This is a genomic window from Mycoplasma sp. 1012, assembly GCF_054343455.1.
On sequence record NZ_JBTGVG010000026.1, the window covers coordinates 1 to 13,843 of the forward strand.

Sequence of the window (13,843 nt, forward strand, 5' to 3'; positions counted from 1 at the left end):
TCAACCAAAAAAATGGTTGATTTTCTGCTTTTTAGTGTTAACTGGGAAACTCGGGTAATGCTGCTAATGAAATTAGAGAAATTTTCTTTTTACTAATCTTGATTTTCTTTTTCATAAAATCTCCTTTAGTTAGTTTTATATATTTTTCATTTTACTATTATTTTGGCAAGTATACAAATAAATTTTTAGTATATCCAAAAAATTAAATTTACTAAAATTGAAGAAAAAAACTCAAATAAGCATTTTTTTAAACTATTTTTTGCTTTTTTGAGTTTTTTCTTTGATTAAAAAATTTATAAAATCTTTTACCATTATCATTGCCATTACGTCGTTTTCGCAATATTTTTTTAAATTTTTTTTAATTTCTTGTCATTCTTTATCTCCGATGAAACCGATGTAACGAGCTATTGCTTTGTTCATAGCACTTAATCCGTTTTGAATTTCTAATTCTACATAAGGAGTTATTAAATGATCTAATTTAATATTGTGTTTTGTTATATATTTTTCTATCTTTTTAATACTATAAAAACCTTTTAACTCTGGAATAAAAATAAAAGGTAGATTTTTTCTTGTTTCTGAATAACCACTAAAAAAGTCTGCTAAATCAATAGTGTTTTTAACAATATGAGAAAAATAATTACTTAATTTTTGATGCATTTGTAAATCTTCTTTTTCTATAAGTTTTAGCATTTCTTTAATTCTGGTTAATTCATAACCTTTATTAAAAACAACAAAATAATCAGCTTTATTAGAATATATTTTAGTAATAATTTCTTCAAAAGTTTTAATTGTTAATTTTTGTGGATCATAAACAACATTTTCATTTTCAAAATTGTTAGAAATGATTTTATTACCTAATGTTTCTTTAATAGAAAGTTGAAAAACTAATTGCTGATATGGTAAAACTCCATTCATAGGTGGATAAGGTAAAGAAAATCCTTCAAAGTCATATCATACAATTCTTTTGTTTTTATCATTTAAAATATCAATTATATTTTCTAATTCTGCTGATTTAAAAATTTTAATATCTTGTGAATTTATTTGAGAATAAAGGAAATTATCGCTTAATTGGGTTTTTATACTTGCTATATTTTTATTTTCAATTAAAGAAATGATTTTTTCTTTTTTTAAAATATTACCACTATAACCAAATATAGTTGGTTCTTTTAAAGACAAAATATCATTAAAATCTGAATTTGTTCCAAAAAGTGAATTATCTTCAGTTGTTAAATTATCAAAATCATTAATAGACTTAGCTTCATTTATATTTTCGATAATTTCTTCAATAGTTTCAAAATCATAATATTCATCCTTTTTTGAATTTATAGGTAATGTTCTTGAAGAAATCATTGCATAAATATTATTTTCAGGAACAAACTCTCCTTTTATCATAGAATCGTATTCTTGAGGAGTTAATCCTTGTTGATATATAATTGTTTTATAAAAAAACAAATCATTATTTAATTCTTTTTCCATTGATTTAGATAAACTTTTTTTAGTTTTGTTTATGTTTAAATAAAATACTTCAGAAAAATCTTTTGAATCTTTTTTACTTTCTTCACTTAAATTTAGCAAAAATAAAGAAATATTCTCGAGTTTAATAATTTTGTTTGTTATTCAAAAGTCTCAAAAAGGACGAAGAATATCTTTTCTTTTGGTAGATGTAGAAAGTTTTAAAATAGAAATTTTTTTATTTTCTAAATCAATTAATGTTGGTTTTGCAATTGCATTTTTATATTTAAAAACTGGATATAAAATCACTTTATATTTGTTATTTCTTAATATGTTTTCAGTTTCAATTATTGCTTCTTCGTTATTTTTGGATTTAACAACATAAACATTGTTTATCCGGTATTTTTGCTGTATAAAATTTTCAAATTCTCTTTCTAATGAAGTAAAAACAGATGCTCTTGTAGAAACAAAATTTAAATTTTCTTCATTAAGTAATTCACTAAAATTAACAGCATCTCAAAATTTTTCTGATTGTTCTTCTTCATCGATATCAAAATCATTTTTTTGAGTATCAATTTTATTTCAAATAAAATATTTTTGACAAGTTTTGTATTTATAAAAATGATTAAAAGTTATAAAGTCTTTTTCCACTATTTTACTTTGATTTTCCCTTGTAAAGTTCACTTATCTATTAATTTTATCCATTCTTCTTCATTTCTACATTCAAGATATTCTAATAACTCTCCATCAGTTCTTTCATTGTATTGTGGTGAATATCCTTTTGTTGTGTAAAAATTATATCATTCCTTTATTTTAACAATGTCATCTTCGATTTGTGGTACATTTGTTTTATATTTATAAGTTCTTATTTTTCTTTTTTCAATTGGATAATTTTCTGGATCTAAATAATCTTCTTGTTCTAAAAATGTTGCTACTATTGCAAAAGTATCACAACCCATTAAATAAGAATAAAGTTGTGCTTGTTTTAAATAAGCAGAAGGTAAATCACCTTTTTCTCATTTATCGAAATTTTTGCTTTGAGTTGTTTTAATTTCTAAAATCATATTTAAATCTTTGATGTATCCATCAGGAATTCCACCGATAATATCGTCTTTACCTTTAAAATAGTCATATGAATATTTTTCAGGTGGAAAAACTTCCACTTCTTTTTGTGTCATTTTTCTTATGACATCAATAACTTTAGGTTCGATTGCTACTCCGGCATCTATGTATTTAGTATCTAAAATAGGCATATCTAATTTAGACATTCTTATAAAAGCTAGAAATTGAGATTTAAATTGATCAAGTTCTAATACATCGCCAATTGACGAACCACCTATTTTTTTAAATCCGTTTCAAGTTCCTTTGTTTTTTAAAAGTTGTTCGTGAAAACTTTTTTCTAAAATTACTTTTTTATTGATTTTATCTATAAAATAATGTACTTCATTGTAATATTTTCTGTCTTTTGAATTCATTCTTTCCTATTCTTTTGATCTTATTATTTCTAAAATTTTATTTAATGCTGCTTCTCCAGAAATTTTAGTTGAATTTTCTTTTAAAGTAGAATTTAAAAGCATTGTTTGAATTTCTTTAATAATTTTTGAAGATTTTTGATCTATTGGTAAAAAGACATTGTCTTCTTGTTCTTTATCTACGAAGTTTTTTAAACTTTCGTATGAAATTTTAGCTGCTTTTACGTAATTTATTTCTGTTTCTATTTTTGCGTTTTCTTTACGTAAATTTTCAATTTCTTTTTCTTCTTCTGGTGTTTTAGTTGTTTTTTTGCTTAGAGTATCTATTTTTGTTCCGTTTTCATTACTTTGTGTTGATAAAGATTCAATTTGATGGTCATATCAATTTGCAGATTCTGTATTTAATTTTTCTTTTAATGGAATAATATAAGATGATTTTTGTGAAATTAAATCACTTACTTTAATCTTTTTACCACGATAATCAACTTCTCCGGAATATAATCATTTTAAAAATAATTTTGTTGCTTTATCTTCTTTTCCACCATTATCAACAGAAATAGGAATTAAACTTGAACCTCCTTCAAAGTAAGATGAGTAATTATCACTTGGTAAATTTTTTGTAACTTGTGGTCTTAATCAAACATCTAAATCACTTGTAAATTTATCTGATATCTCTTTATTATTTTTTGCAAAAAATGCTCTACTTGTAGGACTATCTATAGATTGTTCATAACCAACAGCTGCTGCAAAAGCAAAAACTGTTTTGTATTCTCTTATGTCTCAAGAAGCTCATTCGTTTTTATTGTTTTCATATTTTACATCATAAAATACAGGTTTTTTTGTTGTAGTGTTTGCTTTATTTATTTCTAATTTGCTGTTTTTTTGCACAAATTCATCAAATGTTTCTTTAAAAATTCTTTGAATTTCTGTGTCGTTAGCAATTGCATAATCTATTTCTGATAAATCATAAGGATTTTTAGATTCTTTTAAAGTCCAAAGTTTTTTACCTTTGAGTTTATTATTTAATACTTTAAAAAATGTGTCTTCTTGATAGTCAATAGAAAATATTGCTAAATCTCTTATATCTTTACCAAATTTAGTAGCTTTATCTTGGTCGATTTCAAAGGAATTATGCACTAATCTAGCAAATTCAAAAATTTTAGTAATATTGTTAAATGTTTCATCATTAACTACAATATTGTTAATATTATTATTTGCTTTTACTTTTATGAAATTTATTATTGAATCTTCTGGAATGTTTCTTCCATTTCCTTTATTTTGTTGAATGTATTTATAAACTTCACTATTTTTATCTATTTGTGCATTGTTTTGTTCTAACAATTCAAAAATTTTGCCAAGTAAGTCTATATTAATTGAAAAAGCATCTATATCACTTAAATCAAAAGGTAAATTAAAGATTTTTGTATCATCCTTGATGTTTTCTCCAACTAATTTTGTATGTGTTTTTAAAATTTTACTAATAAAAGATGAATTAGGTAAAATATCTTTTGTTTCTAATAATTTACCATATTGATTAACTAAAAATGCTCCACTTTGGTTTCCTAATATTAAGTTAGCTAATTTTTCACTATCTTCTTTAATATATTTTGCTTCATTAGCAGCTAATTCAAGTTCGCTATTTGCTCCGCTTTTATCCGATAACTGTAGTTCTATAGGAAGAAAATCAGGATTATCTTTCATAACTTCATTGTATAAAGGAACTAGTTCTTGCATTGCAATCATTAAAGGATAAACTTTGCTTTGAGCTGTTGCAAAAACTATTTTATTATCTTGTGCCTTTTTAGTTTCGTATTTTTTTTCAATTGTTGTTTGATTTTGATTATTACAACTTGCAAGTGAAATCACACTTGCTAGTGTTGTAATTGAAAAAAAACTTTTTAATATTTTCTTATTCATTGTTCTCCTAAAAAATAATTTTATAGTATTTTAATTTTAATACTTTTTTAAAATAAAAGGTGAAAAAATTAAAATTTGATAATTTTTTGGGAAAAAGTAAAATAAATTCCTAAAGGCAATAATATAACAACCAAAGAACCGGCTGCTTGAATATTTAAAAAATATCCCCCTGAAGGAGTTTCACCTATTTGTCTAAATCAAATACCAACAGTTTTAGAGTCTGTGCTAGATAATAAAAAATTTGGTCATAGATAATCATTTCACGATGAAATAAAACTAAAAATAATTAATAATATATAATAATTTCTCATTTCTTTTCAATAAACTAAATAGATTTTTTGAAATATATTTAAATTATCTAATTTAATAACTTTTCAATATTGATTTTTTGTTTTTTCAAAATTAATTAATAGATTATAAATAAAAAAATAAGAAAATATAGAATTAGAAACAATTGAAAAAACTGATAAATTATTTATTATATGAAAATTGGATAATATTTCTCTTAATGAAAGATAAATAGAAAATTCTGGAATAAAAGAAAAAAACATAATAAAAAGTAAAATTGCTTTTTTTATTTTTTGATTAATTTTAGATAAACCAACTATAAATAATGTATAAAAAACCACTCTTAAACATATAAGCAGTAAAGAACTTGACATTGATAAAAAAACTGCTTTTCAAAATATTGAATTTTTGAAAAAATTAAAATTCGATCATTCAAACTCTTTTAAAATTAATGAATAATTATTATTAGAAGTGGAATAATTACTTTTTAATGAAGTGATTAATAATATATATAAAGGAAATAAAATTAATAATAAAATAAATAACAAGATTAAAATTTTAATAATTTCTTTGGTAATTTTTTTAATCATATTTTTCTCCTTTTTTGATTTTTATAAAGAAAAAACGCACTAAAAAGAAAAATATGTAAGTGATTAAAAATAAAAATAATAAATAAAATAGAGATAAAATACTTGCAGCATATGCCTTATTAATGTCTATTTCCAAAGTTCCATTTATTGGTTGAATTAAGCTCAAAACATAACTAGATAATGTATGAGCTTGTAGTTCTTCTATTTTATCTTCTTCCATAATTGCTCCTGGATATAAAAGAGCAGAAAAAACTAAATTTGTATATATAATAATTAATAAGTGTTTTTGAAATTCTTTGAAATATAAATATTTCATTTTATCTCAAAAATTTAAATTATCTAAAATCATAACTTTATAATATTTTTTATTTATTGAAATAAAAATAAAAGTAAATATAACTATATTAAAGGAAAGTGATCTTCAAACTTGAAAAATGAAAAGATATAATTTTATATTTAATTTATTATTTCCGTGAGTAAAACTAGCATTGGAATTAAAGATTTTAAAAAATAAGTTCTGTTCTCCAAAAAGCAATAAAAAAGCAATTCCTACAGCAAAATAAGAAATAAAAAATTGCGAATAAATAAGTTTTAAAAATAAATTTTGTGTTTTTTTCATTGAAATTGTACTCAACATATAAGCAATAAAAATCGATAAAAATAAGGATATAAATGTAGGGATAAAAAATAAAAAAGTCGAGTTTTCAATAGCAATTTTAAAATTAGAATCGTTTATTACATTATTAAAATTATTGAGTCCATAAATAAATATTGTTTTTTTTGTCGAACTTGGAAAAACAATAAATGATTCATAAGTAGATTTTATAATTGGATAAATATAAAATAGAAACAGCAAAATGAGTAAAGGTAAAATTAATAAAAATATTTTTGTTATTTTTACTGTTTTTTTCTTTATTTTTGTCATTTCTATGTTATTTTTTTTCATTTGAAAACTCCAAAATTTTTTCATTATTAATATCAACTTTAACAAAATCATTTATTTCCAATGACTCATCAATCGAAATAGAAGTTAAAACATTATTTTCACTTGCTACCTTATAAATAATAAAATTTCCAACTATCTGTTTATCGATGATTTTAAATTCTGATTTTTCTTGACTTTTAGTAATTACTACATCTTTTGCTCTTACATAAAAAGAGTTTTGCTCTGTTTTTCTTAATAAATTAAGTTTTGGATAATTAAAAAAATCTGCTACAAAATAATTATTAGGTTTATTTAATATATTTTCTGTTAAGTCAAATTGTTCTATTTTTCCGTTATTTAAAACTAAAATATAATCACTTATTTTGAGTGCATCTGCTTGATCGTGGGTTATTAAAATTATTGATAAATCAAATTCTTGTTTTAATTTAATAACTCATTCTAAAGTTTTTTCTTTAATTTTAATATCTAGAGCTGAAAAAGGTTCATCCAGTAACAAAAGTTTATTGTTTTTAATTAATGCTTTTGCAATTGCTACTCTTTGCTTTTGACCGCCTGAAAGTTTGTTTGCTTCTTGTTTTATTAAAGTGTTAATTTCAAGTTTTTCTGCAATAACTTTTAGATCTTTTTTAAAAGTTTTTTTTATAAAAAATAAAAAATTTCATATTTTTTTTATTTGCTTTTTATCGTATTTTAAAGTTAAAAACAAGAATTTTCATCATAGGGATCAAAATAACCATTTTTCCTTTTTAAAAGAAATATTTTCTGTATATTTCTTTATTTTTTTAGATAATTGGTTTTCAATTTGTTGATTACTATGCTTGAAAAAATTTTCTAAAAATTTAATTCTTTTTTCTTTTTTTCAATTTAATGAATTTTTAGCACTTAAATAAATGTTGTGAAAAACTGATAAATGCTCATATAAAACATTTTCTTGTAAAATATATCCTATTTGTTCTAATTTTAAATTATTTAAAAATTTAATATTTCCACTAAATTGATTTTCTAATTGTGACAGCAAATTTAATAAAGTTGTTTTACCAGCACCAGAAGGTCCTACTATAGAAATGATTTTCTTTTCTGGAATAGATAAAGATTCTATTTGTAAAATGTTTTTATTTTCTTTTTTATAAAGTAAATTTTCTATTTCTATAATATTTTTCATATTTTAATTTTATCAAAAAAATTCCCAAGTTTATGCTCAGGAATTTTTCTTTTTTTAAATTATTGTTATTATCCTAATGAAACTTCAGCACCAGCAGCTTCTAATTTAGCTTTGATGTCTTCTGCTTCAGCAACTTTAACGTTTTCTTTTAGAACTACAGGAATAGAATCTACTAATTTTTTAGCTTCCATTAATCCTAATCCTAAAACTTCTTTAACTACTTTAATAACATTAACTTTTTGTCCACCATCACCTTTTAATGTAATGTTTACTTCTGATTTTGCTTCAGCAGCTTCAGCAGCTGGAGCAGCAGCTACAGCAACAGCAGATGGATCAATTCCGAATTCTTCTTTCATTGCATCTACTAATTCCATAACTTCTTTAATATTCATTTCTTTTAAAGCTTCAATAAAAGCTTCTTTTGTTAATTTTGCCATTTTATTTTTCTCCTTCTGATACTAATTTATTTTCATCGACTAACATTTTTAGTCCAACTGATAATTGTCTTAATGAACCCATCAATGATGAAGCAAGCATTGTAAGAGCTTCTTCGTAACTTGGTAATGAAGCAACTTTTTGAACTTCAGCTGCATCAATAACTTGATTTTCGTAAATTCCACCTTTTAAAACAACTTCTGGGTGTTTTTTGCTAAATTTAGAAATTATTTTTGCTGGTGCAATAGCGTCATCTCCACCAAATGCGAAAACATTTGGACCTACTAAAGTTGACTCTAATTCTGAATAACCTAAATCATTAGATGCAATTTTGAAAAGTCTATTTTTATAAACTTTAATTTTAACACCTGCTGATTTTAATTCTTTTCTTAATTCTTCAAAATCTGAAACATGTAATCCACGATATTCAGCAATAACTAATGAAGAAGAATTTTGAATGTTATTTTTAACTTCAGCAACAATATTTTCTTTTTCTTGTCTAAAAGAATTCATTGAACCTCCTTATTAATGTAATGCAAATTTATAGAGGAAAATATATTCAAATAACAAATTAAGTATTTTCATACAGTTATTATCTCCATATATTGCTTTTAAATTATAGCACAAAATCCTTTTTGTTAGATTAATTTTAGAACTAAATATAAACAATTTCTACAGTGTAACTATTGTGATTATCTACTTCTCTTGGATTGTATTCAAAAGATATTTGTAATTTTACTTGTTCATTTGCTTTTTCTATTGATTTAATAGTTAAATTAACTATTGAAGAATTGACAGAAGTTGTCAAAATAAAATCTTCTTTTTTAAGTTCGCTTTTATCTTTGTTTTTAGACTCTTCTTTTAAAGTAGCAAAAATATTTTTTGCTGCAATTTTTTGAACTATTGATTCAAATTTACCTGTAAATTCCTTTTCATCGCTTCAAATTAAGTCTTCTTTATTTGAAAGTAAATCAACAAATCCAATTAAATCTTCAAAATTATTTTTGTTGTTTTTCAATCCAAAAAGAGCACTTGTTGAATAATCAGTTGCAAATCACTTATCAAATCATAATCCCTTTTCTTCATTAGCGTGATGTGTGGTTAATTCTTCAGAAGAAATTTGTGATTCTAAAATATCAAAATTCTGTATTTTTGCCGTATTAAGTGTTCTTTTTACTTTTTGATCATAATCATAATAAGATATTTCTTTTGCACTTTTTATTGCTTTTTGAAGTTCGTTAGAAGTTTTATTAACTCCTGGATGTCCTTTATAAAAAATATTATATTGAGAATTCAATTTAGCAATAATAGTCATAACATAATCAAAATCTTCATCATAGCCGCTACCTAAAATTATTAAACTCGGTTTATTGAATTTAGATTTCAATTCATTAACTTTATCTCTTTCTTTTTCTCAATCAAGACCTGTAATTTTTGATCAAAATGAACTAAATCTTTTATTTTCTTTAGTTCTTATAGTAAAGATTAAGTCTTTTAAATTATTGTAATTTTCAAAAAAGGGTAAGTGATTTTTGAAATTTAAAATTGAATATTTATTAGACACAATTTTGTCAGATCAATAAATTTTTAAGTTGTTCATTTCAGCTGATCTAAAATACTGGGTTAATCTATCATAACTTCCTAAGTTAGTTTTTCATTCATTTTTTGAAAAATCATAGTATTTAGATTTAAATTCTTCTTGCGAATAAAAATGTTCAATGTGATATTCACCTAACACATTAGAATCCTCAATAGCTTGAAGTTTAACATTTTTAAGGTTTTTAATCTTCTCAAAATAACTTCCTGCTGAAGCAATATGATCTGAATTGAACCAAACATTAACTTTTTTTGTTGGATTTAAATAAGCTTGATAATAAGCTTGCTCAAAAAACTTATTTTCTTCTCCTTTTACTTCAATAACTTTTGAGTCTTCTAAATAAATTTCATCTGTATTTCTTTCGTTTTGTAAAAATTTTCGCAATTCATTTGTATTTAATTGCTGCTGAATTTCTACATTATTTTTAGAATGATAAAAAATAACTGATTTTTTAGATAACATCGCCATTCTTATTAAGTTATAAAAGGTTTGCACTCCATAAGATGAATAATAAATATTAATATCAGCACTATCTTGTTCATCTAAAATATTAGTATATTTTTCAGTTTCCTTAAATTCAACTCTTGAAAATTCATCATTAGTTATTTTATTTTCAATTCTATGATGATATTTAGTTGCAAAATATGTTACTAAACTTGAGATAGAAATAGCGGATGAAATACCTAAAATACTAAAAATTATTAATTTATTTTTTCTTGATAACTTCTTTTTCATTGCTATTTCATTATATATATATATATATATATATATATGAAACCCAAGAAAATTATTAAAAAATGAATTTTTTCATAAAAAAATAAACAATTTTTAAGTTTTTGAAAAATAAAAACAGGAATTAATTCCTGTTATAACTAGTTTTTAAAATAAATTATTATTTTTAAAGTGCCTTTATCATCATAATGATTTATGTGTTTAACTTGTAAATTAATTTTTCAAGCTAAAGCTTTTACTTTTTCAGTATTTTTACTTTCAAATTTAATTGTTATTTTATTTTCTTGATCTAAAAAATAAGCTGTATTTGAAGTGATAATATAGTTTTGAGTTATTAATTCTTTAAAAATTTCTAAATCATTTTTATTTTCTGCTTTTAAAGTATTAATAAAATCTAATATCTCTTTTATTTTTTGATTTGGATTTTTTATAGAAATATTGAATTTTTCAAAATCTTCACTTTTGTAGTAACTTCAAGAATAAAATTTTTTATAAACAAAATTTTCTCCTTCTTTGAAATTAATTTCTGTTTCTTGTTCTGAAATATTATCTGTTTTTTGATTGCAACTTGCAACAAAAATAATAGGACTTGTAATGATAAATGAAGTTGAAAACAACTTAATTTTCTTTATTAATGACTTTTTCATAAAAAATATCTTCTAAACTTTTTTCTTTTAGTCCATGATAATAAATTTTTCCTTCATGGATTAAAGTAACATAAGTAGTAAATTCATCTATTTCTTTTAAAATATGTGAACTAATAAAAATTGTTTTTCCTTCTTGATTTAATTCTTTTAATATAGAAAATAATTCAAAACGAGCGGAAGGATCTAAATTTGCTGCAGGCTCATCTAAAATGAGTAATTCTGGTTCGTTTATAAGTGCTTGAATTAAAAGGATTTTCTTTTTTTGTCCTGAAGAAAAATCGTAAGGTTTTTTATTTTTCAAATCTTCGATTTTAAATTTTTGCAAAAATAAATCTATTCTCTTTTGTGCTGTATTTTTAGGGATTTTAGACAATTGGGCTAAGTAAAATAAATATTCATAAGTTGTCAATCCTTTTGGAAATAAAGCGTTTTCAGGAACATAACCTATCTTGGATTTAGCTTCTTCTTTGGTATTTATTATATTATCAATTAAGATTTCTCCTGTATATCCACTAAAAGCATCTATAATGCTTTTTATAGTTGTTGTTTTTCCTGCACCGTTTTCCCCTATAAATGCATGAAAACTACCTTTTTCAACGCTAAATGTTATGCTATTAACACCAGAATTGGTTTTATTATAAATTTTTGTTAAATTTTTTATTTCTAAAATATTATTATTCATTATTTATAATCCTTTCTTTTATACACTACATAACTTGAAAAAGCAAGAATAGTTACAACTAAAGATCATATTACTAAATTAATATTTTTATTATAAACAATTCTATTTGTTGCTTTGTATGAATATACTTCATCAACAGGTTGAAATAAGAAATTATTACTTTCTTCTAAACTAAAACGATAAATGATTTTATCATTTTTTATTTGTTGAATAGGACTGTAAGTAGAATATCCACCAATAAAATATTTCTTATTATCAAAAGAAATTTCAAATTTGTCAGGATTATAATATTTTTTGCCATCATTTTCTTTTTCAAGTAAAGTTAAAATAACTTTATTGAATTCAGGATGAAAGTAAGCATAATAAAGTAGTGAAGTGATAAAATAAATTTTCTTTTCAGTTAAATTTTTAATTTTATTTGTGTCAATAATCTCTTTTAATAATTCTGTATTATTATCAATAACTTTTGAAAAATTATCATCGTTAGTGTTATTAATATTACTTGAAAGTATATTTTCGAAGTATTTTAAAAGATCATTTTTATTATAATTTTTAACTTTTATAAAGGTTTTATAGGCATATTTGTCAAAAATAGCAGATTTTAAAACTTCTTCAATTATTTCTCATTTTAGTTTTCCAACTAAATCTTCAGGAACTGCAACTATCTTATCATCTTCGGGAAATGATACTTCAAAATTTGAAGCATTTTCTCTTGAATAAATTATTTCTCTATTTTTTAAATTCTCAAAATGAGAATTATTTTTTAATGCACCAGGAACTAAATAAGAATATTTTGTTTCTAATAAACTATCATCATCTTGTATAGCAACTTTTAATAAGTTGTTATTATTTAATTCTAACTTGTAATTATATTCTCCTGAATCTAAATTTTTATAATTTAAATAATTTTCTAAATTATTAATTTGACTTTTAGAAATATAAGAAAGAGCATCTTTATCTTTATTATTATAAATATCAAGAAATTGATAAGGTAATGAAAGTAATGAGTATGTTTGTCATAAAGTTGATGAATTTTTAGATTTTTGCTTTGCTAATTCTAAAAATTCTTTTTCTCTTTGTGAAAAATTTTTATTATCCACATTTTTAGGAATTATGTACAACTCATCTTTATTGTTGTTTAAATAAAATTTTTCAACATCAAGCAACTTACCAGAATCATAATTTGGATAATTAATATTTAAATATTCTCCAAATTTATTTTCACTAGAAGTTGAAAATATAGAAATTATGCTCCCTAAAGTTGTGAAAGGCATAAAGAATAACAAAGGAAATGCTATGGATATTTTTGATGAAAATCTAGATGAAATTAAAATAGATATCAATCCAAAAAATAAATAAATAAAAAGAGGACTTAAGAAAATTCATAAAAAAGGTATATTTAAACTATTAATGAAATTTAAATTTAAAAACAGAGTTGTTGATAAAATTCAATAAGAAACAAAGGATCATAACAATGATCAAAAAGCAAAATTTATAAGTTTAGTAAAAACTATTTTATGTCTTGTAATGCTTTTTGAAAAAATAATTATTTCTATTCCTTCGCTTTGTAAATCTTTAAAAATATTTAATCCTTTTATAGAACCATAAAGACTAGATAAAATTCCGTTAATTAAAATATTGATATAAAAAATAATCAAAAAACTCTCTATACTTTTAGCAAGAGTGAAATTTAAAATTAAAGTTAATATAATCATTAATAAATTAATTATAGGAATAATAATTGTGCTTTTTTTCTTTAAAAGTAATTTATTTATAAATAAAAAGTAATTTTTATTCATATTTTCTTTCTACACAACAACTGAATAACTCTTAAAATTATACAATTTAATTGATTATTTTGCAAAAAATTGCAAATTATTAATCAAAATGTCCCGGGGTATTTACTAATCAAAATGTCCTCTT

General features: G+C 22.3%; 12 protein-coding genes. All 12 read right to left on the minus strand.

What is annotated here, in order from left to right; all coding sequences use genetic code 4:
- Positions 1–252: 252 nt before the first annotated feature.
- Complete coding sequence (locus ACXX89_RS03460) at positions 253–2,136, minus strand: DUF2779 domain-containing protein (RefSeq protein ID WP_458557670.1); 1,884 nt, start codon at positions 2,134–2,136, stop codon at positions 253–255.
- Positions 2,103–2,927, minus strand: coding sequence for an MAGa7180 family putative nuclease (locus ACXX89_RS03465; RefSeq protein ID WP_436358400.1), 825 nt, complete (start codon positions 2,925–2,927; stop codon positions 2,103–2,105). Before ACXX89_RS03465 ends, ACXX89_RS03460 begins: the two co-directional genes overlap by 34 nt.
- 6 nt (positions 2,928–2,933) lie before the next feature.
- Complete coding sequence (locus ACXX89_RS03470) at positions 2,934–4,841, minus strand: P68 family surface lipoprotein (RefSeq protein ID WP_436358401.1); 1,908 nt, start codon at positions 4,839–4,841, stop codon at positions 2,934–2,936.
- A gap of 68 nt (positions 4,842–4,909) precedes the next feature.
- Entirely contained in the window at positions 4,910–5,719 is an 810-nt protein-coding gene (locus tag ACXX89_RS03475; protein ID WP_436358402.1) for an ABC transporter permease subunit, read from the minus strand.
- Positions 5,712–6,665 carry a sugar ABC transporter permease gene (locus ACXX89_RS03480; protein ID WP_458557671.1) on the minus strand — a complete coding sequence of 318 codons (954 nt, stop codon included), beginning with the start codon at positions 6,663–6,665 and terminating at the stop codon, positions 5,712–5,714. Before ACXX89_RS03480 ends, ACXX89_RS03475 begins: the two co-directional genes overlap by 8 nt.
- Positions 6,652–7,827, minus strand: a complete 1,176-nt coding sequence (locus ACXX89_RS03485) for an ATP-binding cassette domain-containing protein (protein WP_436358404.1) — start codon at positions 7,825–7,827, stop codon at positions 6,652–6,654. The genes ACXX89_RS03480 and ACXX89_RS03485 overlap by 14 nt, the downstream gene beginning before the upstream one ends.
- A gap of 68 nt (positions 7,828–7,895) precedes the next feature.
- Complete coding sequence (gene rplL / locus ACXX89_RS03490) at positions 7,896–8,264, minus strand: 50S ribosomal protein L7/L12 (RefSeq protein ID WP_436358405.1); 369 nt, start codon at positions 8,262–8,264, stop codon at positions 7,896–7,898.
- Position 8,265: 1 nt separating this feature from the next.
- Complete coding sequence (gene rplJ / locus ACXX89_RS03495) at positions 8,266–8,775, minus strand: 50S ribosomal protein L10 (protein ID WP_436358406.1); 510 nt, start codon at positions 8,773–8,775, stop codon at positions 8,266–8,268.
- A 142-nt stretch (positions 8,776–8,917) separates the two neighbouring features.
- On the minus strand, positions 8,918–10,594 hold the full coding sequence (locus ACXX89_RS03500; protein WP_458557672.1) for a hypothetical protein: 1,677 nt from the start codon (positions 10,592–10,594) through the stop codon (positions 8,918–8,920).
- A gap of 137 nt (positions 10,595–10,731) precedes the next feature.
- Positions 10,732–11,238: a hypothetical protein gene (locus ACXX89_RS03505; RefSeq protein ID WP_458557673.1), complete on the minus strand. Its 507-nt coding sequence runs from the start codon at positions 11,236–11,238 to the stop codon at positions 10,732–10,734.
- Positions 11,210–11,920, minus strand: coding sequence for an ABC transporter ATP-binding protein (locus tag ACXX89_RS03510; RefSeq protein ID WP_458557674.1), 711 nt, complete (start codon positions 11,918–11,920; stop codon positions 11,210–11,212). The genes ACXX89_RS03505 and ACXX89_RS03510 overlap by 29 nt, the downstream gene beginning before the upstream one ends.
- Positions 11,920–13,719 (minus strand): hypothetical protein, encoded by a 1,800-nt coding sequence (locus ACXX89_RS03515; protein WP_458557675.1) that lies wholly within the window; start codon positions 13,717–13,719, stop codon positions 11,920–11,922. The genes ACXX89_RS03510 and ACXX89_RS03515 overlap by 1 nt, the downstream gene beginning before the upstream one ends.
- Positions 13,720–13,843 lie beyond the last annotated feature (124 nt).